Raw genomic sequence first — 24,554 nt, forward strand, 5'->3', positions numbered from 1 at the left:
TACGAGAAATACGTCTTAAGTTGGACGTAAGCAAGAATATAATTTGCTAAACTAGGTTTAAGTTAAAACAAATGGAAAGAAGGAATTCAAAATGATGAAAAATTATCCTATGGTTGTTCGAATTTTAGCTGTTGTCGGCTTTTTCTTAGTTGCTAGTTTGATTTTAAGTATTGTAGGCCCGCTCCTTTCAGGTCTGATCGGTTTATTCTTTAGAATCGCAATCCCATTAGCAATTGCTTATTTCTTAGTCAATTGGTTAACCAAACGTCGTGGACGGACATATTAAAAAAATCGTAGAACAATGGTCGTTTCCTAACCACTGTTCTACGATTTTTTATCCCAACGCCACATCCAAGATCATCATAATAATAAATCCTGCCATCGCGCCAAATACTCCAAAATGATGCTTACTATCCGTCGTTGCTTGGGCTTCTGGGATCAATTCCTCTACTACTACATAAATCATAGCTCCGGCCGCAAAAGATAGGGCGTATGGCAACAGAGGCTGAACACTCGTTACTAGGATCGCTCCTATGACAGCTGCGATCGGTTCTACGAGGCCTGATGCTTGTCCGTAAAGGAATGACTTCGTTCGACTCAGCCCTTCCTGTCGCAAGGGAATCGAGACTGCTGCACCTTCTGGAAAATTTTGAATCCCGATCCCTAATGATACAGAAATTGCAGCTAAAACTGCAGCTGCCGGATTCGCCGCTTCATTGGCTGCTCCAAAAGCAACTCCAACTGCCAAACCTTCCGGAATGTTATGCAAAGTAATCGAAAATACTAGCAAAATTGTCCGCTTTAAATGACTGGGTAATCCTTCTTTTTCTTTATTCGGTCCAAAATGCATATGAGGGATTGTTTTGTCTGCTATATAAAGAAATAGCCCTCCCAGACCAAAACCGAGACTCACTACTAGCCAAGGAATCGATCCGTTCTCCTCTGCAGCCTCTATTGCTGGGTCTAACAGCGACCAAAAACTCGCCGCAATCATTACACCAGAAGCAAATCCCAACATTAGGTTCAATACATTACGATTGATATTTTTGAAGAAAAAAACTAATGCAGCACCTAAAGCTGTCATTCCCCAAGTAAATAGTGTGCCCACTAATGCTTGCTGCCAGGCTGCTAAATTAAGTAGCCATCCAATCATAAGAACCTCCTACTTCCCATTAATATATACTTTTTTCAGAAGATCAGTCGATTATTCGGATATAAACTAATCGAATACTTTGCCCCTACATCCTATTTTAATTGAAATTACTGGGTATAACCGACAAATCTAAACTGGTATCCTGAAAACGTTTGTTTGATATAACCTTATCATGTTTTAGGTGTGCCTGTAAACTTCTTTGGAAACACTTTCTTTGCTGGTTTTTTTAAGACGCGTTATACTTTTTTAGTAGGAAACTTACAAAAAGAAAGTGAGTGAAGAAGATGTCTAAAATTAATGCAGGCGTTGCTATGGTCAATGTTTTAGAGGCTTGGAAAATTGATCATATCTATGGAATTCCCGGCGGTTCATTCAACTCGACGATGGACGCGTTGTACCATGAACGTGAATCAGTAAAATACATCCAAGTTCGACACGAAGAAGCCGGTGCTTTAGCAGCTGCTGCTGATGCAAAATTAACTGGTAAAATCGGTGCTGTTTTTGGTTCTGCCGGTCCTGGAGCTAGTCACTTAATCAACGGTCTCTATGACGCACAAATGGACCATGTTCCTGTTCTAGCTTTGTTAGGACAGGTTGCTTCAACTGCCATGAATTATAATTCTTTCCAAGAATTAAATGAAAATCCCATGTTTGCAGATGTCAGTGTCTACAATCGAACCGTGATGACTCCCGAAAGCTTGCCTCACGTGATAGATGAAGCTATTAAAGCGGCGTATCAACAAAAAGGTGTCGCTGTTGTTACAATCCCTGTAGATTTTGGTTTTGCAGAAATCGAGGAAGAAGAAATCGCAACTGCGAAAAATCATAAAACTGGCGTTTTGCTTCCTGATGAAACTGATCTGAAGGCTGCTTTACCTTTAATTGAAGTAGCGAAACAACCCGTTCTTTATGTTGGGCAAGGTGTACGTGGTGGCTTCGATGCTATTAAAACCTTCGCTGAACATTTCTCAATGCCCGTCGCTGCAGCTGTTTTAGCTAAAGGAATTGTTCCTGATCTATATGAGAACTTCTTAGGCTTTGCCGCTCGTGTGGCAACCAAGCCAGCGAATGAAGCTTTAGCCGATGCTGATTTGATTGTATTTGTCGGTAGCGATTTCCCGTTTGGTCGTTATTTCTTCAATCCGGATGCAAGATTTATTCAAGTTGATATTGACGCAACTAAATTTGGGCGTCGTCATCCTGTAGATCAATCCATTTTAGGTGACGGTGCAACAGCTCTTCGCCGATGGACTGAGCTTGGAAAAGAGCGCCCTGCAGATGCATGGCTGAAAGCTAATCAAGAAAATATTCGTAATTGGCATGCTTGGCGCAAGAGCTTCTACGACGATGATTCCACACCACTCCGCGCAGAACCTGTTTTCAAAGAAGTTAATCGGATTGCGGAACAAGATACCGTTTATGTTGCCGATGTTGGGAATGTTACATTGAATGCGATTCGCCACTTAGAAATGAATGGCGATCAACAATTCACAACTTCTGGTTGGTTCGCAACGATGGGAAATGGTGTACCTGGCGGGATTGCAGCACAATTAACTTATCCCGACAAACAAGTCTTTACTTTCAGTGGCGATGGCGGCTTTGCAATGCAAATGCAAGATATCATCACTCAAGTAAAATATAATTTACCGATCATCAATGTAGTCTTTTCTAATAATGCCTTTGGCTTCATTGAAGCGGAACAAGAAGATACAGAACAACAAAAATTCGGTGTCTTCTTAGAAGGTGCTGACTTCGGCAAAGTTGGAGAAGCGCTCGGTGCTGATGGCTTCACGATTACTGAATACAGTCAATTAGAACCTGCTTTCACAGCAGCGAAAGCCAGCAAACGTCCTGTCGTGATCGATATCAAGATCAAGGACGAACGACCTTTACCAGTCGAAGCGCTAGAATTAGAACCAGAAAAATTCTCAGCGGAACAAATCAATGCCTTCAAAGAAAAATATCAAGTTCATGATATGCCCACCCTACGTGAACTATTGAAATAAAATGAAAAGGTTGTGCCTGATAATTTAGGCACAACCTTTTACATTCTTCGAATCGTCTGTTTTGCTTCTACTTCTAATTGTTTCGTTAATTCATCTGCTGGTATTTCTCGATTCACCAAAGCTTGCAAGACCATCGGTAAGTTTACTCCTGTCACTAAAGATTGGCGTGGATCATTCACTACGCAAAAACTAGCATAGCGAAATGGTGTGCCGCCAAACATATCGACTAACCAAACAAGTTCATCAACTTTCGTCAATAAATCTTTAGCGAAATCATCGATTTTTTCTTGTAGTCCTGTAGCACCTGGTTCTATATTTAGTGTTTCTACACAGTCCTGCTCACCTAAAATGGATTCAGCCGTTTTCAATAGACTATCCGCTAAATGGTCGTGGGTCGCGATAATTATCCCGATCATACTGACACATCCCTTCAGTTCTTCAGTCTATCTTATTTTAATCGGCAAGTAAATTCTTAAAGGTTGACTTGAAACTTCAGATGTTCCTCGATATAATGCAAAGAGGCCTTGCGCCAATACTGATAAAGCGAGGAAAATCATTGATTACAGTAAATGACGTTAGTTTACAATTTCCTGATCGTAAATTATTTGATGACGTAAATATTAAATTCACTCCCGGCAATTGTTACGGGTTGATTGGTGCGAATGGCGCCGGAAAATCAACCTTTCTTAAGATTTTAGCAGGCGATATTCAGCCTTCTACTGGTTCTGTTACTTTAGGTCCTAATGAACGGATGGCTGTTCTAAAACAAAATCATTTTGACTTTGAAGAGTATACTGTTCTTGAGACAGTCATTATGGGACACGAACGCTTATACCAAGTTATGCAAGAAAAAGATGCCGTTTATATGAAGGAAGATTTCACTGATGAAGACGGTATTCGTGCAGCCGAACTGGAGGGTGAATTTGCCGAACTTGACGGCTGGGAAGCCGAACCAGAAGCTGCTGTTTTATTGCAGGGGTTAAATATTCCTGAAAGCTTGCACCAACAAAAAATGAGTGAATTGACAGCCGGACAAAAAATCAAAGTCTTATTGGCTCAATCGCTTTTTGGTAAACCCGATGTTCTATTACTGGACGAACCAACGAATGGATTAGATATCCAATCAATTGACTGGTTAGAAGAATTCTTAATCAACTTTGAGAACACCGTAATCGTCGTATCCCATGACCGTCACTTCTTAAACAAAGTATGTACTCACATGGCTGACCTAGACTTCGGTAAAATCAAATTGTATGTCGGAAACTACGATTTTTGGTTAGAATCAAGCCAGTTAGCAACGAAATTACAATCACAACAAAATGCTAAAAAAGAGGAACAAATCAAAGAGTTACAAGATTTTATTGCTCGTTTCAGCGCCAATGCATCGAAATCAAAACAAGCGACCTCCCGAAAGAAAATGTTGGATAAAATTACGTTAGATGACATTCAACCATCTTCGCGCCGCTATCCATTTGTACAATTCAAACCAGAACGAGAAATCGGTAATGACTTGTTACAACTTGATAATATTAGCGTAACGATCGACGGCAAAAAGATTTTAGATAATATCTCTTTTACTTTGAACCGTGATGATAAAGTCGCTTTCATCGCTGAAAATGACTTAATAACGACCACATTATTCAAAGTTATTATGGGTGATCTTGAACCGGACTCAGGGACTATCCGTTGGGGTGTAACGACTAGTCAGGCTTATTTACCAAAAGATACTACAAAGGAATTTGACAGTTCTATGCCGATTCTTGATTGGTTACGTCAATATGCCAGCAAAGAAGAAGATGACAATACTTTCTTGCGTAGTTTCTTAGGTCGGATGTTATTCTCAGGCGATGAAGTCATGAAGCCTGTCAACGTCTTGTCTGGTGGAGAAAAGGTTCGTTGTATGTTGTCGAAATTAATGTTGTCAAAATCAAACGTTTTGGTTTTAGACGATCCGACCAACCATTTGGATTTAGAATCAATCTCCGCATTGAATGATGGTTTAATTGCGTATAAAGGTTCGCTTCTATTCGCCTCTCATGACCATCAGTTCATCCAAACGATCGCTAACCGTATTATTGCGGTTTCTGAAAATGGCGTCGTTGATCGTGCAGAAACAACTTATGATGAATTTTTAGAAAATCCAGAAGTCCAAAAACAAATGAGTCAATTATCTTAATAAGAAATCGACTAAATATTTGGAAACAGTTTCACAACACAAAAACCATTTGCGATTTTTCGCAAATGGTTTTTGTGTTGTGAAACTAAATAAATTGAACAAGTTCCATCAAGATCGGAACAACGACCACAAATAATATGGTACTGGTTGTTACTAAATTTGTAGCATATTTAACATCACCATGAGCTTCATTTGCTAAAATTGGCAATACAGCCAACATCGGTGTAGCAGATTGTACAATCAACGTTTGTTTCAAAAGAGGTGCTAGACTAGCCCCAAAAGCATTCGACCCAAGAGCGATCAAGGCGATCAATACAGCAGGTGCTAAAACGAAACGTCCCAGTAAAGCTACGACTGTATCACGATCAAATCGTATACTCTTCAAACCTGCATCATGCAAAACAATCCCGATATAAAGTAAAGATAGCGGTGTAACAATGCTGCCTACATAACCAAGCGTTGCATTGATAAAGCTTGGTACAGGAATCCCTACTAATAGGAAAATGATCGCTACGATGAAGCCTAGTAGTGGCGGTGGCAATAGTTTCTTCCAATTCAACTTGGCTTTGTTTTCACCTTTGACTTTGGTTGGATCATCGTTTGAGATCAAGAACACTCCAAAAGCCCAAGTAGACACGGTGTTGGTCACATAATAAACCAAGAAATACGGTAATGCCTTTTCACCGAATAATGCGATATTCAAAGGCAAACCAATAAAGATCGTATTTGCATTTACAATAGCATTCATAAAAATACCGCGACGACCTGGACGAACCTTTAGAAGTTTAACTAACGCATACGCTAAAATATAGGAAATAATAACCGCACCAACTGGATAAATTAAGCTTCCTGATAATTGAAATAAACTTTCTCTTGTTAAATTCTTTAAAACGGAAACAAAGATGGAGGCCGGCAATGCTACACGTGTGATTAAGGACGAAATACTCTTGCCAAAACTTTCGTCAAACCAGCCTTGTCGTTTCAATATATATCCTAAAGCAATCATTATAATGATACTTAAAACACTTTGAATTGATTGAAAGAAAATCATTTTTTTTCCACCTTTCTACCAACTGTTTTTTTCAAACAGTTACTGCTCTGAGATCATTTCATTTGTTTTAACTTCTTCTCTTTTGTAACGACCTCAGCTGATTCCTTCACAAAAATGGTTTCTTTATCTATGAACGCTATTTCTTTCATTTTTTTACGTCTTCGATGAATACAAGTAAGACGATACACGTTCTCACAAACTATAGTCAAAACAAAAGCCTAGGATAAATTTTATTTATATGATAGTCTAATTTCACAAAAAGGAGCTTATTATGAATTTTAAAGATCTAGAATACTTCCAACGTTTAGTTCGAGAAAAAAATTTTACCAAGGTTGCGAATGCCTTTCATGTCAGCCAACCAACTATCACTTATGCTGTTAAAAGACTGGAAGAAGAGTTAGGCACACAGCTCGTCTATCGTGATCAATCTCATAAACAATTGATCATCACACAAGCTGGAATGATTCTTTCTCGCCATATTTCGAATATTTTAAAAGAAGTCACAATTGCTATTACTGAAATTGATCGTTTAAAAGAAGAGACATTAGATTTTGGTCTACCGCCGATTATTGGAAACTTCTATTTTCCAAAACTGTCTTCCTACCTATTCAAAAATAATTTGATGCGCCACATCCATCTGGTAGACGGCGGTTCGCGAGATCTTTATAGTCTATTACGCCGTGGAAAAATTGATCTTGCCCTTCTTGGTTCGACGCAGCCCATCCGTGATGATGAATTGACTAGTGAACTTCTGATTGAAAAAAGATTCATGATCGTAGTAAGCCCAAATCATCCATTGGCTAAAAGGAAAGAATTGGCCTTCTCCGAGCTGAAAGAAGAACCTTTTGTCTTATTGAATGAACACTACGTTCATCCAACAGCATTTAAAAAAATGGCGCAGCAAGCCCATTTTGAACCAGAAATTATTTACCAAAATAGTAATTTGAATATCTTAAAAGGGATGATTCGTGAGCAAATCGGCATTGGTTTTTTAGCCGAACTCGCTGTTTCTCCAGAAGATAATTTGATTAAGATCCCTATTACTGATGAACCTCAACCTACTTTTATGATCTCACTCGTTCAACGAGAACAAATTTTGAATTCAATGATTCGTGGTCAATTGATTGACTTAATTCGCAACTTCAGTCAGCAAAAAGGGCAATAAAAAAAGAAGAAATCAAATAGATTTCCTCTTTTTTGCTCGTTTATTAATCTCTCTTTTCACCACGAGTGAAGACTGCAATACAACCAAGGCCAGTATGACTAGCAATCGTTGTCCCCAATGGGAAAATACGAATTTCCTTCGGATGGATACTTTCTTCCAAATGACGTTTTACTTCTTCCGCACCTACTTGATCAGCACTAGTAGTAATAAAAATCGTTTGATTCACTGGGTCAGTTGTTGCATCAGCAATTTTGTCAGCAACTAACTGTAACGCTTTTTTACGTCCCCGTACTTTTTCAACATTTTGTAATTTGCCTTCAACATCGACTGTAATAATTGGTTTGATATTCATTAAACCACCAATTGCCGCACTCGTCTTAGAGATTCGTCCACCGCGTTGCAAATGGTTTAAATCATCTACTGTTACCCAATGATGGTAAGTCAACTTATTATCTTCCAACCACTGATACAAATCGTTTATTGTCATACCTGCTTGTTGTTTCTTAGCAGCTTCATAAACCATCAGTCCTTCACCGCCACTAGCGGCTAAAGAATCCACCACGTAGACCTCTGCATCTGGTAAGTCTTCTTTTAAGATTTCAACAGCCTGCATCGCACTTTGATAAGATCCACTCATTCCGGATGAAAAACAAATATACAAAATAGGGACATTCTTTTCAGCGTAGCTACGGAAAAATTCCACATAACGACCAACATTAACCTGCGACGTCGTTGGCATCGCTCCGTCTTTGATTTTTTGATAAAAATCATCGATCTTAAAACTGCGCCCCAAGTCATCCGCGAATTCTGTTCCGTCTATTGAGACATACATCGAAATAAAATCAACGTTATTTTCTTCTAGTAATTCATAAGGCACATCGCAACATGAATCTGTCAGAATCTGATACATTCTAAAATCCTCCAAACACCCACTTAATAGTAAATCTATTTTACTCGATAATTGGCTGCTTGTCTCATAATATGTTAGATCTGTGCCCAAACACTCTCCATAATATTTGTTTGAGTCCGATCCGGACCTACAGAGAACGTTGAGATTCTTACACCGACAAGTTCAGAAACGCGCCGAACATAGTTACGCGCATTTTCTGGCAAGTCCGCTAAATCGCGGCATCCTGTGATATCCTCGCTCCATCCCGGCAGTTCTTCATAGACTGGTTTACAACGGTTCAGTTCTTTAAGGCTTGCTGGATAATGATAAATCAGTTCTCCATCCAATTCGTAAGCAGTACAGATTTTAACTGTCTTTAATCCGCTTAAAACATCGATTGAATTCAAAGATAGATTAGTGATCCCTGAAACACGTTTAGAATGACGCATTACAACAGAATCAAACCAGCCAACACGACGTGGGCGACCAGTTGTTGTACCGTATTCACGTCCAACTTCACGTATTTGATTTCCAACTTCATCAAATAACTCCGTTGGGAAAGGACCATCACCGACACGTGAAGTGTATGCCTTACATACGCCAACTACTTTGTCGATCTTCGCCGGTCCTACGCCACTACCAATTGTCACACCACCAGCAACAGGGTTGGATGAAGTAACGAAAGGATATGTACCTTGGTCTATATCCAACATAACACCTTGTGCGCCTTCAAAGAGAACACGTTTCCCTTCATCCAAAGCATCATTCAAGATAACTGATGTATCCGTTACGTATTGTTTGATTTGTTGTCCATATTCATAATATTCTTCAAAGATATCCTCGAAGTCCATCGCCTCATCATCAAACATTTTAACGAATTGACGATTTTTTTCTTCTAAATTGATCTTCAAACGTTCTTCGAAAATTTCTTTATCCAATAAATCTGCCACGCGAATACCTACACGAGCTGCTTTATCCATGTAAGCAGGTCCAATACCTTTGATAGTAGTACCAATTTTATTTTCACCTTTTGCATCTTCTTGCAACTGGTCTAACTTGATATGGTATGGCAAAATTACGTGAGCTCGATCCGAGATACGTAAGTTATCCGTTGTGATCCCACGTTCATGTAAGTAAGCCAATTCCGTAACTAATGATTTTGGATTGACCACTACGCCATTCCCGATGACACTAGTTTTTTCTTTGTAGAAAATACCAGAAGGAATCAAGTGTAATTTATATGTTTCATTGTCAAATTTGATTGTATGACCTGCATTGTCTCCACCTTGGTAACGAGCAATGACTTCCGCATTTTCACTCAAAAAATCCGTGATCTTTCCTTTACCTTCATCGCCCCACTGCGTCCCTACAACTACTACAGATGACATCTGAACACCTCATTTTATTTTATTTAATCCTGAATCATTGTATCAAGAAAAGCGTCACACTTCAATGAAAATTCGAATATTAAAGGATAACGGAGAAAAAAAGAAGGGAAATCACGAACATTATTTTCGAATAACAAAGAAAATACAAAAAAAAGCGCAAGTTCAAAACTTGCGCTAAAAATCTTCCCTAGGTGATAATGAAGAAAATTTATTGTATTCCTTGATAAAGAGCAGTTCAACAGTTCCTCGCGCCCCGCTCCGGTTTTTCTCAATGATCACTTCGATCACGTTCCGGTTGGCTAATGATTCTTCCTCTTCTTCACCTTCACGGTCATAATAGTCATCACGATATAAGAAGGCTACGATATCAGCATCTTGCTCAATTGATCCTGATTCACGAATATCGCTTAACACTGGACGTTTATCTTGCCGTTGCTCAACACCACGAGAAAGCTGTGATAAAGCAATAATTGGTACTTTCAATTCTTTGGCAAGTTTCTTTAATTGTCGTGAAATCTCAGAAACTTCTTGTTGACGATTCTCTCGGCCAGTCCCTTCAATCAACTGCAAGTAATCAATCAATATCAAACCAAGGTTGCCCTTTTCTTTTGCCAACTTATGACATTTTGCTCTGATCTCGGAAACTTTAATCCCTGGGGTATCATCGACATATATATTTGCCCGCGAGAGACTTCCCATAGCAACGATCAAATTCTGCCATTCTTCCTCAGACAATTGTCCAGTTCTCAAATGACTCGCTTCGATTGACCCTTCTGAACACAACATCCGGTTAACGAGTGATTCTGCCCCCATTTCCAAACTGAAAATGGCCACTGCTTTATCTGTCTTAGTCCCGACATTTTGGGCAATATTAAGAGCAAATGCCGTTTTCCCAACTGCAGGACGTGCTGCTAAGATAATTAATTCTTCGGCTTGTAATCCCGCTGTCATCTTATCCAACGCTGCATATCCTGTTGGTAAACCAGTAATCTCTTCATCATTTCGTGCCAATCGATCAATATTTTCAATAGCGGTATTTAACACCTCGCTAATGGTTAAAAAACCGCTCTTATTACGTCGTTCGGATACTTCCATAATATTACGTTCGGCAGCATCTAAAATCGTCTGAACGTCGTCTCCTTGCTCAAAACCCTGAGTCACAATATTCGTAGCGGTTTGAATCAGATTTCGCAACAAGGATTTTTCTTCCACGATCTTAGCATAATAACCAACGTTAGCAGCAGTTGGAACACTCAAAGCAAGTTCAGATAAATAACTTAATCCACCTGCATCTTCCAACTGATTTTGTTGTTCCAGCAATTCCTTAACCGTCACCACATCAATTGCTTCATTGCGATCATTTAATTGGATCATTCCACGAAAAATCAATTGATGACCGCGACGATAAAAGTCTTCTGGAACTATGTACTCCATGGCTGTGATCAAAGCATCGGTCTCCAAAAAAATGGAACCTAGAGTAGCTTGCTCAGCTTCGATACTTTGGGGTGGCACACGATCTTGTAACATTTCGCTCATGTTTGTTTACGCTCCTCTTGTCCATCTATTTTACAAAATCTATCCGTTAAATACAATAAAGAGTACGGGAAATCCTCTTAATTTCAAGAACTCCCATACTCTCTTGTAATACTTCGTTTAACCTTTATTCTTCCACTACATGAACTTTAATGATTCCTTCAACATCCGTATGAAGCTTAACAGGAACCTTTGTATATCCCAGCGTGCGAATCGGATTTTCTAATTCAATTTTCCGTTTATCTATCTTTAAGTCGTACTGTCTCTTTAATCCTTCAGCGATTTGTTTGGATGGAATTGATCCAAACAAACGTCCATCCTCTCCACCCTTAGCTTTGATCTCTACTACAGTTTCTTCTTTCGCCAAAAAATCAGCTAATTTTTTAGCCTCGGCTAATACTTCTGCCGCTTTCTTAGCTTGTGCTTTCTTTTGACCGCTTAATTCGGAGATGCTACTTTTATTTGCTTCTCTAGCCAAATTATTTTTTAATAAATAATTTTGTGCATAGCCTGTTGGGACTTCCTTAATATCGCCCTTTTTTCCCTTACCTTTAACATCTTGCAAAAAGATTACTTTCATTCTTCGGTCCCCTCCGTTAATTGTTTATTGATAGCATCCAGCAATTGTTCCTTCGCTTGAGCGATTGTACTATTAGACAATTGAGTAGCGGCATTAGTGAAATGCCCCCCTCCGCCCAAAGCTTCCATAACTGTCTGGACGTTAATCGTCCCAGAACTACGAGCACTAATAGCAATTACACCATCAGTTCTTTTAATAATTACAAAAGCTGCATTGATATCTACCATTGACAACAGTGTATCGGCAGTTTTAGCCGCGGTCACACTGTCGTACTCTTGTTTATCGGTTCCAGTAGTAACAACTATATCATCTCTGACATAATCACTTTCACCTACCAATTTACTGATTTCCAGATAAGATTGAATATCCGTACTCAATAAGTATTGTACTAAAGAAGCATCTGCTCCACAAGTCTTTAAATAACTGGCTACATCAAAAGTTCTGGCCGTTGTTCTAACTGCAAAGTTTTTTGTATCAACGGTCATCCCCGCCAATAGGAGCGTCGCTTCCATCTTGCTCATTCGTTGACGTTCGTTACTTTCAAACTGGATCAGTTCGGTCACCAATTCCGAAGCTGATGAAGCAGAGGATTCGATGTAAGTTAACAAAGATTTTTCTGGGAATTCCTCACCCCTTCGATGATGATCAATGATGACTATATTTTCAAACTGATCATACAACTCTTGATCAATAGATAAAGATGGTCGATGGTAATCTACCATTACCAATAAATCCCCTGCTTTACGTTGCTTCTTTGCAGCATCAGGAGAAATCAAAAGACTCTCTAGTTCACCATTCTCGTGTATCTCTTCTAAACACCGTTCAACATCAGGTATGGTCTCATTTTCATTGATCACGACATGAACTCTTTTATCATGAAAACGTGCTAAACAAGCAACTCCAAATGCTGAACCAATAGCATCCATATCTGGAAACCGATGTCCCATTACAAATACATTCCCTGTTTGATTGAAGACGTTTTTTAATGCCGTTGACATCGCTCTTGATCGGACTCTTGTACGTTTAGCTGCACTTGCCGAATTGCCACCATAAAAAACTGGCTTTTGTCCCTCAGTCGCATTTTTGACTACTACTTGATCTCCACCGCGAACCAAAGCAATATCCAGATTATTCTGTGCATCATCACCGATTACTTCTAAATTCTCTTTGCCATAGCTAATTCCCATACTGACAGTAATCAACATATCTTGCTTCTCAGCAGATACACGTATGTGTTCTAATAAATCAAAATTATTTTCAATCATTTTCTCCAAATCATCATATCTAGCAAAGAGAAAGAAACGTTCTGCATTCACTCGTTTATAAAAAATATGATAGGAATCCATCCAATCAGAAATAATTGTTGTAATAAAAGAATTTAAATTTGATATTTCTTTGTCATCACGACGATCAATCACGTCATCATAATTATCGACCGAAAGAATTCCAACAACCGCTTGTTGTTGTCTCTCCTTATTTTCTAACGCATATTCTTTAGTTATATCAATCAAATACACTACACGCTTTTCTCTATCCAAATCAAAATGATAAAGTATATTGTCTATTTTATAAAGACTCTTCCCTTTTTCTGCACGTTGCAATAACTCATTGATCATATCTTGTTGATCTTCTTTTGATAAATCCTGTATTTTTCCTGTTATTGCAGGATTCGTCCAAACAAATGTATTAGAATCATCCCATGTAATAATGCCTACGGGCATGTCATCAGACACATAATCTAAGGCCTCTTGGGCTCGTCGAGAAGCATACTGAATTTTTTGTTGATTGGTAATCTCAATTCGATTACGCAAAATAATTGTATAGCCCCACAACAAAAGATCGATTATTATAACAATGCCTGCCGTTAAAAAAGAAAATGGCAACAAGAATATTGCAGCTAATTGAATCAGTAGTAAACAGAATAGAAAAAAAGACCACTTTAAGCGAGGATTCTTTTTCATCTATGACCTCCTATTTCGTTCTACCGTTTTATTTTACTAAAAGAAAACCCCCAACAAAACAGCACTGGCATCTTCTAATATTGTAATTTTATCACAATCTTCTTTAGCAAGCGACTTTATTGAATGTTTCACGTGAAACAAAAAAAGAAGACCTCAATAATGAAGTCTTCTTTTTAAAATCATCTCTTTATTCTTCAGAAACAAATGCTAATAAGCCCATAATACGTGCTCGTTTGATAGCGATTGTCAATTTACGTTGATTTTTGGCGCTTGTCCCAGTTACACGACGCGGCAAAATTTTTCCGCGTTCGCTAATGAAACGCTTTAGCAATTCGATATCTTTATAATCGATATACTCAATATGATTAGCAGCAATATAGTCTACTTTACGACGTTTGCGACCTCTTCTTTGTTGTGCCATTCTGTTTCCCTCCTATTCGATTGCTAGAATGGTAAATCATCATCTGAAATGTCGATCGAGGATCCACTAAATGGATCTGAATCTCTATCGAAGTCAGGCATAGTGTTCTTAGCTGACTGAGAGGATTGATTATAATTGTTGTTGGAATTATTTGAATCACCTTGGAAATTATCGTTAGAACCTGGGTTCTGTTGACGTTGTTCATTTGCGGAACGAGATTCCAATAACTGGAAGTTTTCAGCAACGACTTCCGTCACATAGACACGTTGACCTTGCTGATTTTCATAATTTCTTGTTTGGATACGCCCAGTCACTCCTAATAGAGTTCCTTTTCGCGCATAATTTGCTAAAGTTTCTGCCGATTTCCGCCAAATAACACAATTGATAAAGTCCGCTTCGCGATTTCCGCTTTGATTCGTAAAATTACGATTCACTGCCAAAGTAAACGTTGCTACACCCGTACCATTTGCTGTATAGCGTAAATCAGGATCCTTCGTTAAACGACCAACTAGTACAACATTATTAATCAAAGTAAAGCCAGCTCCCTTCTCGTCAATTGTTTCACGTGAAACAATTATTCTTCAATCTTAACGATCATGTGACGAATAATATCGTCATTGATTTTTGCAAGACGATCGAATTCGTTAACTGCACTAGCTGTTGTTGGTGCAGTTGCATTGACGATATGGTAGATACCTTCACGGAATCCATTCATTTCGTAAGCAAAACGGCGTTTTTCCCAATCCTTTGAATCGATAATTTCTGCTCCATTATCTTTTAAGATTGTATCGAAACGTTCTACTAAAGCAGTTTTTGCTTCCTCATCAATGTTCGGACGAATGATGTATGTGATTTCATACTTCGTGTTTTGACTCATTGATTTTCACCTCCCTATGGACTATAAGGCTCTTAAATTGTTTTAAGAGCAAGGAGAGCGATCTAAATTTTATCTAGACTACTCACAAATATTCATTATACATAATCATCCTGCAAAAATCAAATGTTTATTTACCTAAAGGTACGAAAAAAAGCCAGGATTGCTCCTAGCCTTTTTAACTTTTTATTCTTCTGAGTTTGTTGTTTCTTCAGAACCTTCAATAATATCTAATACTTCAGTTTCTTCGACTTCTTTTTCAACAATTGCCATTGTAACAACTTTCGTGTTTTCTTCCATCTTCATTAGACGTACGCCTAATGTAGCACGGCCAGTTTGAGAAACACTGGCAACATTAAAACGAATAATCACGCCTTTATCTGTGATCAACAAAATATCTTCATCGCCAGTTACGGCAGATAAACCGGCCAACGGACCGTTCTTATCTTTGACATTGGCAGTCTTAATTCCTTTACCGCCACGTCCTTTGATTGGATATTCAGAGGCTTTTGTACGTTTTCCATATCCCTTTTCAGTGATGACTAAGACTTCTCGATCTTCTTTCAGCACAGCTGAGCCGATCACATAGTCTTCATCTCGTAAACGAATACCGCGAACACCACTTGCTGTTCGACCCATATCACGCACAGCGCCTTCTTTAAAGGTTACAGAATACCCGTTGTGAGTACCAATAATAATGGTCTCATCACCTTCAGTAGACATGACATTCACCAATTCGTCGCCTTCACGCAAGCCAATCGCAATCAAACCATTGGCACGAATATTTGAAAAGGCAGTGACACTTGTTCGCTTAACAGTCCCTTTCTTCGTGACAAAGAATAAGAAATGACCATCTTCCGCTTGACCGTTGACCGAAATCACCGCTTGAATTGTTTCACTTGAATCAATACCTAACAAGTTGATAATAGGGATTCCTTTGGCTGTTCGGCCGTATTCGGGAACTTCATACCCTTTCGCTCGATAAACACGCCCGCTATTAGTAAAGAATAGTAGCGTATCATGTGTCGAACAAGAGATTAATGTCTTCACAAAATCATCATTATGGATTCCCATCCCTTGGACACCGCGTCCACCACGACGTTGTGAACGGAATTCTGTAGACGCAATGCGTTTGATATAACCATTATTAGTAAGAGTTATCACTACGTCCTCTTCTTCAATCAAGTCTTCATCTTCTAAACTCAAGACTTCGCCAACTAGAAGCTCTGTCCGGCGTTCATCTCCAAATTTACCAGCAATTTCTGCTAATTCTGTCCGGATAATTTCTACAACGCGTTCAGGTCGAGCCAGAATATCTTCTAAATCGCCAATTGTTTTCAAGAGTTCTTGATACTCATTTTCAATTTTCTCGCGTTCTAAGCCCGTCAAACGACGCAAACGCATATCTAGGATTGCTTGTGCTTGACGATCAGAGAGTTCAAAACGTTCGATCAAAGTTGCTTTTGCGATATCATCTGAAGCCGAATTCCGGATTGTCGCAATAATTTCGTCAATGTGATCCAGCGCAATGCGTAAACCTTCTAGGATATGTGCACGTGCTTCAGCTTTTTTCTTGTCAAAAATTGTTCGGCGGATAATAACATTTTTTTGATGCTCGATATAGTTCTCCAAGATTTGTTTCAAGTTCAAAATCTTCGGAACACCTTTTTCGATTGCCAACATATTGAAACTGAAAGAAGTCTGTAATGAAGTCATCTTATACAGATTATTCAATATGACAGAAGCACTAACATCGCGACGAACTTCAATAACGATCCGCATGCCCTCACGAGAGGATTCATCCCGTAAATCGGTGATGCCTTCTAAGCGCTTGTCTCGATGCAATTCAGAAATTCGTTCAATCAGTTTTGCTTTATTTACCATATATGGTAATTCGGTAACTAATATCCGTTCTTTACCATTTTTTTGTTCCTCAATTTCGATTTTCGCACGTACAGTGATTGAGCCTTTACCCGTCTCATATGCACGACGAATACCTGATTTTCCCATAACCAAACCACCTGTTGGAAAATCTGGTCCAGGAATTAATTCCATTAATTCTTGAGTTGTAGCATCTGGATTTTCCATCAATAATTCGATGCCTGCTGTCACTTCACGTAGATTATGAGGTGGTATATTTGTCGCCATACCAACCGCAATCCCAGTGGCTCCGTTAACTAATAGATTCGGAAAACGCGCAGGTAATACATCGGGTTCTTGCTCACTATCATCATAGTTTCCATGGAAATCGACAGTATCCTTATTGATATCTCGTAACATTTCCATTGCAATCTTACTTAATCGTGCTTCGGTATAACGCATCGCTGCTGCACCATCGCCATCGACAGAACCAAAGTTCCCATGACCATCCACTAGCATATTACGATAGCTAAAAGACTGCGCCATACGCACCATTGATTCATAGATGGCACTGTCCCCATGAGGATGGTATTTCCCCATAACATCTCCAACGATCCGAGCAGATTTTTTATGAGGTTTATCTGGTGTAACCCCTAGTTCATTCATTCCATACAAAATTCGACGGTGAACAGGTTTCAATCCATCACGCACATCTGGTAAAGCCCTTGCCACAATGACACTCATCGCATAATCAATGAAGGAATCTTTCATTTCACTGGTTAGATTGACGGCTTGTATATTTTCTCTTCTATCTTCCAAATCGATCCTCCTCACTAAATATCCAAGTTCTTAACATAATGCGCATTTTCTTCGATAAACGCTCGACGTGGCTCTACGCGATCCCCCATCAACATTTCAAAAACTTGGTCCGCTTCGATGGCATCGTCAACACTGACTTGCAGCATCAAACGATTTTCTGGATCCATTGTAGTTTCCCACAATTGATGATCGTCCATTTCACCCAGCCCTTTGTAACGTTGGACATTTGGTTTTGGCGAAGCAGGTAGTTCCGCCATTTTTTGCGCCAATTCTTCTTCGGCATTTTTACTTGGTTGAATATACGTAATATTTTTACCTTGCTTAATTCCATACAATGGCGGTTGCGCAATATAAACATATCCAGCTTCCACAATTGGACGCATATAGCGGTAAAATAACGTTAGTAAAAGTGTTCGAATATGGGCTCCATCGACATCGGCATCTGTCATAATAACTAATTTATGGTAACGTGCTTTGGAGACATCAAAGTCTGCACCAAAACCTGTTCCCATTGCTGTAAATAATGACCGTATTTCTTCGTTAGCCAAAATTCTATCCATTGATGCTTTTTCAACGTTTAATATTTTACCACGAATCGGTAAAATCGCTTGAAATTCCCGGCTGCGTCCCTGTTTAGCTGAACCGCCCGCAGAATCCCCTTCGACGATAAATAATTCACATTTTTCCGGATCATTACTTGAACAATCGGCCAATTTACCTGGCAAGTTGCTAATTTCTAATGCGCCTTTGCGTCGTGTTACTTCACGAGCACGCTTAGCTGCTAAACGAGCTTTAGCAGCAAGTATGCCTTTTTCCACGATACGACGGCCTACTGAAGGATTTTCCATCAAAAATTTCAGAAAATTCTCTGAGAACAAACGATCTGTTACTGTACGAACTTCAGAATTACCAAGTTTTGTTTTAGTTTGGCCTTCAAACTGTGGCTCTGGATGCTTAATAGAAATAACAGCAGTTAATCCTTCACGCACATCTTCCCCAGAAAGATTTTCATCATTGTCTTTCATAATTTTTTGTTTACGAGCATAGTCATTAATCACACGTGTCAGAGCAGTTTTAAATCCGAACTCGTGTGTCCCACCCTCATACGTATGAATATTGTTAGCAAAACTCAAGATATTAGTATGATATCCATCTGTATACTGCATTGCGACTTCAACCGTGATATCTTGTTGCTCACCTTCTACATAGACTGGCTCTTCAAAAATGACTGCTTTATTATGATTCAAATGCTCAACGTAACTCTTGATTCCGCCTTCGTAATGGTACTCTCGTAAGACAGGTTGTTCTTCACGCTTGTCTTCAATCGAGATTTTCAATCCACGATTTAAAAAGGCTAATTCCCGAACACGTGTCGCCAATTTATCAAAATTGAAGGTCGTTGATTCAGTAAAAATCTCTGAATCTGGTATAAAATGAACAGTTGTTCCATGCTTCTCAGTTTCGCCAATCACTTTTAGATCATCTACAACAGCACCGCGACGATACTCTTGGAAATAAACCTTACCATTTTTAAATACACGTACGTCTAGTGAAGCCGATAAAGCATTAACAACAGATGCTCCCACACCGTGAAGTCCACCAGATACTTTATATCCACCGCCACCAAATTTTCCGCCCGCATGTAAGATTGTATAAACTGTCTCAAGTGCAGGTCGTCCGGTCTTCGCCTGGATATCAACCGGTATCCCACGTCCGTCATCACTGACGGTGATACTATTGTCCTCTTCAATCACTACATGGATATGGGACGCAAATCCTGCTAGAGCCTCATCAATAGAGTTGTCCACGATTTCCCAAACAAGGTGATGTAGACCTTCCGTACTAGTGGAACCAATATACATTCCAGGTCGTTTCCGAACAGCTTCTAGTCCTTCTAATACCTGGATCTGACTGGCATCATACTCTTTAGCACGTTCTAGTAAACTCTTTTCCTCTTCTGTCATTCAGTTTCTGTCCTTTCTATCTGCCCTTGATGGACATAAAAAATATCCGGATGGACCGTCATTTTGCCTTTGACGTGATTCAACGTCGTTGTAGTCAAAAACGTTTGAACTTTATTTTCTATCGTCTCTAATAAATGAATCTGACGATTATCGTCAAGCTCGCTCATAACATCATCCAAAAGTAAAATCGGATATTCCCCTGTTTCTTCTTTCATCAAATCGATCTCAGCCAATTTGACACTTAGTGCGGTAGTTCGTTGTTGACCCTGCGATCCATAGGTCTGTACATTTTGTTGATTAACCTGAAAAATTAAATCATCTCGATGAGGTCCTAAAAACGTATTACCTTTAAATATCTCTCGTTTACGATTTTTCTTCAGTTCATTCAGAAAAATGATCCGAATATCCTCAATATCTTCACTTTCCAACGGAATGCTAGCTTCATACTTGATCTCCAGCTCTTCTTTTTGATTTGTAATCTTACGGTGAAGGTCATTGGACCAAAACTCTAATTTTTTAACAAACTTTAGGCGATTAGCTAAAACTTTGCTACCGAAATCAGCCAGTTGCTCTGTTAAAATATCTAAATAAATTTCATCCGTTTGTTTCTTCTCCGATAATTGTTTCAAATACAGATTACGTTGTTTTAAAGTTTGTTGATATTGTGCTAAGTCATATAGATAAACCGGATTAATTTGACCTAATTCCATATCTATAAAGCGTCTTCTGATTTGCGGACTACCTTTCACTAAAGAAAGATCTTCTGGCGCAAACAAAATAACATTCAATTGACCAATATAACTACTTAATTTTTTTTGTTCAATATGATTTATTTTTGATTTACGGCCTTTTTTGGTCAGCAGCAGTTCTAACTCCAATTCACTAGTCCCTCGATCGATCCGACCTTTAATTTGAGCAAAATCATCCTGCCAACCTATTAATTCTTGTTCACTGCTGGTTCGGTGGCTACGGGTCAAAGCTAGTACATAAATACTTTCCAAGAGATTGGTTTTTCCTTGTGCATTCTCTCCTAGAAAAATATTCAAGCGATTAGGAAACTTCAAAATGAGATCCTGATAGTTGCGATAATTTCTTAGCTCAAGCCTATTCAGCCGCATCTTGTTCTTCCTTATTTTTGACCATAAAAAAAGTTCCCACCTCAGGAATTTCAATCATCATTCCCGGGTAGAGCTTTCGGCCTCGGCGATTTTCCAAATCTCCATCTACAAATACTGTTTCTTCGGCTAAAAACCACTTGGCTTGTCCACCGCTAGAGATCACATTAATCTCTTTTAATAACTGACCAAGTGTCATGAACTCTGTTTCTAAAAAAATTTTTTGTTTCACATTCATCCCTCATTTTCATGCTAGAAACACCTCTTCATTATACCCTTTTTTAAGAGATAAAACAAATTAACTCGTTGTATTTTTCGATTTAAGAAGATCTAAGCTCTTTTAATTAATTCACTCAAAAAAAAGAAAAAGGTCTTAAAATCGATTTTAAGACCTTTTTCTGTAATTACGCTTTTTGCATAATTTTTTCATATTTTTCAAAAAATTTGTGAAACTCACTAATTTTTTTAATTCGTACGTACTGGGGTAATAAGTTGAATAAAGGAAACCTCTCCTTCACTTGGCTCTAAAGTAAAGGGACGAATGGCTGAAATAAATTGAACTTTTATGCTCATATCACCAAAAGCACGTAATGCGTCTTTCATGTAATCTGGATTGAATGATATCTCCAATGGATCCCCATTGACTTTCTCATAAACCAATTCTTCTTCTACTTTACCGATTTCTGGGGAGTTTCCGTAAAGAATAACTGAATTGTCACCAATAGCTAAACGAACGATATTATTGCGTCCTTCATGTGAAAGTAGGGATGCACGCTCAATTGCAGATAATAATGTAGGTACAGAGAAAGTAATCTCAGTATTGAAGCTAGTTGGAATTAAACGATTAGTATCAGGGTAGTTCCCTTCAAGTAAACGAGAGTAAAAATACATTGTAGGTGTTTTAAACATCACTTGGTTTTCCATGATACTGATTTCAACTTCTGCTTCTTCATCCGAAAGTGACCGTGAAAGTTCAACAAGGCTTTTACCCGGAATAACGATATCAAAATCTTTATTCGCGTTTTCCACAGGTACAACCCTCTGACTCAGTCTATGTGAATCCGTAGCCACAGCCAATAGTTCTCCGTTTGACATAGTAAAATGTACACCGGTCAAGATCGGACGACTTTCATGTTGGGAAACAGAGAAGACAGTTTCACCAATTAGTTTTGTCAACATGTGGACAGGTAACTTTAATTGGTTCTGTTCTTCAACGATTGGTAGATGTGGATAATTATCTGCATCTAATCCATTAACAGTAAATTGAGCTGCTCCCGAAGTAATCAATACTTGAAGATTTTCTTGAACTTCCAACGTAAAAGTTTTCTCCGGCAATCGACGAATAATTTCACTAAAGAAACGAGCCTGTAAAACAATCGTTCCTGTTTTAATTATTTGTAGTTCTGCTTTTTCATCATCCGCAACTAAAAAAGTTTCGATCGAGATATCAGCGTTACTTCCTGTTAAGTTCAAACCATCATTATTTAATTCCATTTTTACTCCTGTTAAAATTGGAATAGTTGTTTTAGTAGAAATTGCACGTTGAACAGTTTGTAATTCTTGAATGAAGCGAGCACGATTAATCGTAAATTTCATAATGAAACTCCTTTTTATTTATTTAGTAATTATAAGTAATAAAAGTAGTAGGTCCTGTTGATCATGTGGAAAAGAAAGAAAAAATAGTGATATGATAGCTTTTTAACTTGTGGAAAAGCTGTGGAAAAAGACGATATTTCTTTTCCAATTTTCCACAAGCTAACCAAGTAGTAAATTCTTGATCTCTGCAATTTCTTGCTGCATGCTACTGTCGTTTTTTATTAACTGACGGATTTTTTCATGAGCATGGATAACAGTAGTATGGTCTTTCCCACCAAACTCAGCACCAATTTTGGGTAAAGAGCTTTCAGTCATTTCACGAGCTAAATACATAGCAATTTGGCGTGGGACAACAATTGTTTTAACGCGTTTTTTTCCTTTTAATTCTTTTACCTGAAGATGATAGAATTTTGCAACTTCATCTTGAATCTTGCTGATAGAAAGCTGAGCGTTGCTTGTTCCCTTCAAACTTTTCAAGGCGTCCGCTGCAATGCTAGTGGTAATATCTGCACTATTCATGGTAGCAAAAGCTTGAACACGGACCAATGCCCCTTCAAGTTCACGAATATTTGAATCTATTTGTCCAGCGATATAGCTTAAAGTATCGTCTGGAATCTCAAGATTTTCAGCCTGAGCTTTTTTTCGCAAGATAGCTGTACGAGTCTCTAAATCTGGTGGAGTGATATCTACTGATAATCCCCAAGCAAAGCGAGAAACCAAGCGCTCTTGTAATTTAGGAATCTCATTTGGTAGACGATCACTGGTTAGTACAATTTGTTTATTGTCATTGTAGAGATTTTCAAAAGTATGAAAGAATTCTTCTTGAGTTGCTTCTTTGTCTGCAAAAAATTGAATATCATCTACTAATAATAAATCCACTTTGCGATATTCCTGGCGAAAATCTTCCGATGTTTTATTTTTGATTGAGTTGATAAAATCGTTCGCGAAAGTCTCACTAGATACATATTTGACCTTTGCTTGGGGATTGATAGCTAACATTTGATGCCCGATTGCATGCATCAAGTGGGTTTTCCCTAGCCCCACTCCTCCATAAAAGAAAAGAGGATTATAGATTGACCCTGGTTCTTCCGCAACTACCAAAGCAGCAGCGTGCGCCATTTGATTTCCTTTTCCTATGACAAATGTATCAAATGTATATTTTGGATTGAGCATTGCACGTTTTGTTGTATCTATTTTGATCGGTTCTTCTTTTTCTACAATGCTGATGGGAGGAGCTTCATCCGGTGTTACAAACTGTGGCATGATCTCATCCCCAGTTACTTTAAACCCGATTTCGACAATTTTTGCCGCTAAATGTTTTTCCCAATAGCGTTTATGTAAATCGCTTGTGACTTCTATAGTCAACTGGTTATGGATTAAAGACAAGGGTTTTGCTGTGCCTACCCAGGCATCATAACTGGCAGGATTGAGGTCATGCTTGTAGCTGTCCTTCAATTCCTGCCAGAAATTGTCCAATGAGGTCAATTAAGTTGCCTCCTTTTATAATAAAATTCAGATAGACTTACTTTATCATTTTTTTTAAAAGTTTTCCACAACCAAAGACAAAATAGAGCAACTTTTTCTTTTCCACAAAATGAATAAAAATACAAAAAGGTTATTCACTACTTTGCAAAAAATATATACACAAGCTGTTTAAAACAGTAAAAAATTATCATTTTCCACTGTTTATTCCACAAAAAGTAAAAGAAAGAGGAGGTGATATCTAAACCATAGAAGAGCTTATCCACAAAACTTATCCACCTTGTGCATAAGTTATTAAAACTAAAAAGATTTGGGGAAAAGTCATTTAGAAAATTTACAGTAATTTTTTTTCAAGAAAATCTTTTGCACAGAAAAGAATGGATTATCCCCAGAAATTGTGGATAATTTTTTTAGGATAAAAAGAGAGATATTTGTTTAAGATCAGCTTTTTAATTGCGTGGAAAACTACGAAGTTTAACGAACTTATGAAGTAGTAGTTTGATAATTATATTAGTTCCTTA

At 38.4% G+C, this 24,554-nt stretch carries 21 protein-coding genes; 4 read left to right on the plus strand and 17 right to left on the minus strand.

The features are described from left to right. Window positions 1-91 precede the first annotated feature (91 nt). Entirely contained in the window at window positions 92-286 is a 195-nt protein-coding gene (locus tag I585_RS09555) for a hypothetical protein (protein ID WP_010742575.1), read from the plus strand. A 48-nt stretch (window positions 287-334) separates the two neighbouring features. Here I585_RS09555 and I585_RS09560 read toward each other — a convergent pair whose 3' ends face one another. Further along, window positions 335-1,153, minus strand: coding sequence for a ZIP family metal transporter (locus tag I585_RS09560; protein WP_010742574.1), 819 nt, complete (start codon window positions 1,151-1,153; stop codon window positions 335-337). A gap of 284 nt (window positions 1,154-1,437) precedes the next feature. Here I585_RS09560 and spxB point away from each other — a divergent pair, with 284 nt between their 5' ends. Continuing rightward, a complete protein-coding gene (spxB, locus tag I585_RS09565; protein ID WP_010742573.1) occupies window positions 1,438-3,159 on the plus strand; it encodes a pyruvate oxidase in 1,722 nt (573 codons plus the stop codon). A gap of 38 nt (window positions 3,160-3,197) precedes the next feature. Here the strand turns inward: spxB and I585_RS09570 are convergent, their stop codons facing one another. Next, window positions 3,198-3,575, minus strand: a complete 378-nt coding sequence (locus I585_RS09570; RefSeq protein ID WP_010742572.1) for a PTS sugar transporter subunit IIA — start codon at window positions 3,573-3,575, stop codon at window positions 3,198-3,200. Window positions 3,576-3,715: 140 nt separating this feature from the next. Here I585_RS09570 and I585_RS09575 point away from each other — a divergent pair, with 140 nt between their 5' ends. Continuing rightward, window positions 3,716-5,335 (plus strand): ABC-F family ATP-binding cassette domain-containing protein, encoded by a 1,620-nt coding sequence (locus I585_RS09575; RefSeq protein WP_010742571.1) that lies wholly within the window; start codon window positions 3,716-3,718, stop codon window positions 5,333-5,335. 85 nt (window positions 5,336-5,420) lie between these two features. On the opposite strand, the gene I585_RS09580 is transcribed toward I585_RS09575, so the two are convergent. Then, window positions 5,421-6,386 carry an AEC family transporter gene (locus tag I585_RS09580; protein WP_010742570.1) on the minus strand — a complete coding sequence of 322 codons (966 nt, stop codon included), beginning with the start codon at window positions 6,384-6,386 and terminating at the stop codon, window positions 5,421-5,423. A 271-nt stretch (window positions 6,387-6,657) separates the two neighbouring features. Here I585_RS09580 and I585_RS09585 point away from each other — a divergent pair, with 271 nt between their 5' ends. Continuing rightward, window positions 6,658-7,551, plus strand: a complete 894-nt coding sequence (locus tag I585_RS09585) for a LysR family transcriptional regulator (RefSeq protein ID WP_010742569.1) — start codon at window positions 6,658-6,660, stop codon at window positions 7,549-7,551. 43 nt (window positions 7,552-7,594) lie between these two features. Here the strand turns inward: I585_RS09585 and I585_RS09590 are convergent, their stop codons facing one another. From I585_RS09590 to dnaA, 14 genes are all read right to left on the minus strand, one after another. Continuing rightward, entirely contained in the window at window positions 7,595-8,461 is an 867-nt protein-coding gene (locus I585_RS09590; protein ID WP_010742568.1) for a DegV family protein, read from the minus strand. Window positions 8,462-8,535: 74 nt separating this feature from the next. Beyond that, a complete protein-coding gene (locus I585_RS09595; protein WP_010742567.1) occupies window positions 8,536-9,828 on the minus strand; it encodes an adenylosuccinate synthase in 1,293 nt (430 codons plus the stop codon). Between the two features lie 174 nt (window positions 9,829-10,002). Next, on the minus strand, window positions 10,003-11,364 hold the full coding sequence (gene dnaB, locus I585_RS09600; protein WP_010742566.1) for a replicative DNA helicase: 1,362 nt from the start codon (window positions 11,362-11,364) through the stop codon (window positions 10,003-10,005). Between the two features lie 124 nt (window positions 11,365-11,488). Further along, on the minus strand, window positions 11,489-11,941 hold the full coding sequence (gene rplI, locus I585_RS09605) for a 50S ribosomal protein L9 (protein ID WP_010742565.1): 453 nt from the start codon (window positions 11,939-11,941) through the stop codon (window positions 11,489-11,491). After that, window positions 11,938-13,902, minus strand: coding sequence for a DHH family phosphoesterase (locus I585_RS09610; RefSeq protein ID WP_010742564.1), 1,965 nt, complete (start codon window positions 13,900-13,902; stop codon window positions 11,938-11,940). The genes rplI and I585_RS09610 overlap by 4 nt, the downstream gene beginning before the upstream one ends. 187 nt (window positions 13,903-14,089) lie before the next feature. Further along, entirely contained in the window at window positions 14,090-14,323 is a 234-nt protein-coding gene (gene rpsR / locus I585_RS09615; RefSeq protein WP_010742563.1) for a 30S ribosomal protein S18, read from the minus strand. A gap of 23 nt (window positions 14,324-14,346) precedes the next feature. Continuing rightward, complete coding sequence (gene ssb, locus I585_RS09620; protein WP_010742562.1) at window positions 14,347-14,853, minus strand: single-stranded DNA-binding protein; 507 nt, start codon at window positions 14,851-14,853, stop codon at window positions 14,347-14,349. 44 nt (window positions 14,854-14,897) lie between these two features. Beyond that, complete coding sequence (rpsF, locus tag I585_RS09625; RefSeq protein ID WP_010742561.1) at window positions 14,898-15,200, minus strand: 30S ribosomal protein S6; 303 nt, start codon at window positions 15,198-15,200, stop codon at window positions 14,898-14,900. A 183-nt stretch (window positions 15,201-15,383) separates the two neighbouring features. Continuing rightward, the gene (gene gyrA / locus I585_RS09630) at window positions 15,384-17,876 is read right to left on the minus strand and encodes a DNA gyrase subunit A (protein ID WP_010742560.1); all 2,493 of its coding nucleotides are present in this window, start codon (window positions 17,874-17,876) and stop codon (window positions 15,384-15,386) included. Window positions 17,877-17,890: 14 nt separating this feature from the next. After that, window positions 17,891-19,840, minus strand: coding sequence for a DNA topoisomerase (ATP-hydrolyzing) subunit B (gene gyrB, locus I585_RS09635; RefSeq protein ID WP_010742559.1), 1,950 nt, complete (start codon window positions 19,838-19,840; stop codon window positions 17,891-17,893). Beyond that, entirely contained in the window at window positions 19,837-20,958 is a 1,122-nt protein-coding gene (recF, locus tag I585_RS09640) for a DNA replication/repair protein RecF (protein WP_010742558.1), read from the minus strand. Before recF ends, gyrB begins: the two co-directional genes overlap by 4 nt. Next, window positions 20,945-21,187 (minus strand): S4 domain-containing protein YaaA, encoded by a 243-nt coding sequence (yaaA, locus tag I585_RS09645; protein ID WP_010742557.1) that lies wholly within the window; start codon window positions 21,185-21,187, stop codon window positions 20,945-20,947. Before yaaA ends, recF begins: the two co-directional genes overlap by 14 nt. A gap of 233 nt (window positions 21,188-21,420) precedes the next feature. Continuing rightward, window positions 21,421-22,551: a DNA polymerase III subunit beta gene (gene dnaN / locus I585_RS09650; protein WP_010742556.1), complete on the minus strand. Its 1,131-nt coding sequence runs from the start codon at window positions 22,549-22,551 to the stop codon at window positions 21,421-21,423. A 159-nt stretch (window positions 22,552-22,710) separates the two neighbouring features. Further along, a complete protein-coding gene (gene dnaA, locus I585_RS09655; RefSeq protein ID WP_010742555.1) occupies window positions 22,711-24,036 on the minus strand; it encodes a chromosomal replication initiator protein DnaA in 1,326 nt (441 codons plus the stop codon). Between the last annotated feature and the right edge of the window lie 518 nt (window positions 24,037-24,554).

It is taken from the genome of Enterococcus malodoratus ATCC 43197, from assembly GCF_000407185.1.
GTDB lineage: Bacteria > Bacillota > Bacilli > Lactobacillales > Enterococcaceae > Enterococcus_A > Enterococcus_A malodoratus.

Excerpts from the sequence above, each read along its gene's own strand:
- dnaB (WP_010742566.1), bottom strand. The coding sequence starts at position 11,364 with ATGAGCGAAATGTTACAAGATCGTGTGCCACCCCAAAGTATCGAAGCT.
- I585_RS09570 (WP_010742572.1), bottom strand. The coding sequence starts at position 3,575 with ATGATCGGGATAATTATCGCGACCCACGACCATTTAGCGGATAGTCTA.
- rplI (WP_010742565.1), bottom strand. The coding sequence starts at position 11,941 with ATGAAAGTAATCTTTTTGCAAGATGTTAAAGGTAAGGGAAAAAAGGGC.
- rpsF (WP_010742561.1), bottom strand. The coding sequence starts at position 15,200 with ATGAGTCAAAACACGAAGTATGAAATCACATACATCATTCGTCCGAAC.
- gyrB (WP_010742559.1), bottom strand. The coding sequence starts at position 19,840 with ATGACAGAAGAGGAAAAGAGTTTACTAGAACGTGCTAAAGAGTATGAT.
- I585_RS09590 (WP_010742568.1), bottom strand. The coding sequence starts at position 8,461 with ATGTATCAGATTCTGACAGATTCATGTTGCGATGTGCCTTATGAATTA.
- I585_RS09610 (WP_010742564.1), bottom strand. The coding sequence starts at position 13,902 with ATGAAAAAGAATCCTCGCTTAAAGTGGTCTTTTTTTCTATTCTGTTTA.
- I585_RS09580 (WP_010742570.1), bottom strand. The coding sequence starts at position 6,386 with ATGATTTTCTTTCAATCAATTCAAAGTGTTTTAAGTATCATTATAATG.
- dnaN (WP_010742556.1), bottom strand. The coding sequence starts at position 22,551 with ATGAAATTTACGATTAATCGTGCTCGCTTCATTCAAGAATTACAAACT.
- I585_RS09560 (WP_010742574.1), bottom strand. The coding sequence starts at position 1,153 with ATGATTGGATGGCTACTTAATTTAGCAGCCTGGCAGCAAGCATTAGTG.
- I585_RS09585 (WP_010742569.1), top strand. The coding sequence starts at position 6,658 with ATGAATTTTAAAGATCTAGAATACTTCCAACGTTTAGTTCGAGAAAAA.
- spxB (WP_010742573.1), top strand. The coding sequence starts at position 1,438 with ATGTCTAAAATTAATGCAGGCGTTGCTATGGTCAATGTTTTAGAGGCT.
- recF (WP_010742558.1), bottom strand. The coding sequence starts at position 20,958 with ATGCGGCTGAATAGGCTTGAGCTAAGAAATTATCGCAACTATCAGGAT.
- rpsR (WP_010742563.1), bottom strand. The coding sequence starts at position 14,323 with ATGGCACAACAAAGAAGAGGTCGCAAACGTCGTAAAGTAGACTATATT.
- I585_RS09595 (WP_010742567.1), bottom strand. The coding sequence starts at position 9,828 with ATGTCATCTGTAGTAGTTGTAGGGACGCAGTGGGGCGATGAAGGTAAA.
- I585_RS09555 (WP_010742575.1), top strand. The coding sequence starts at position 92 with ATGATGAAAAATTATCCTATGGTTGTTCGAATTTTAGCTGTTGTCGGC.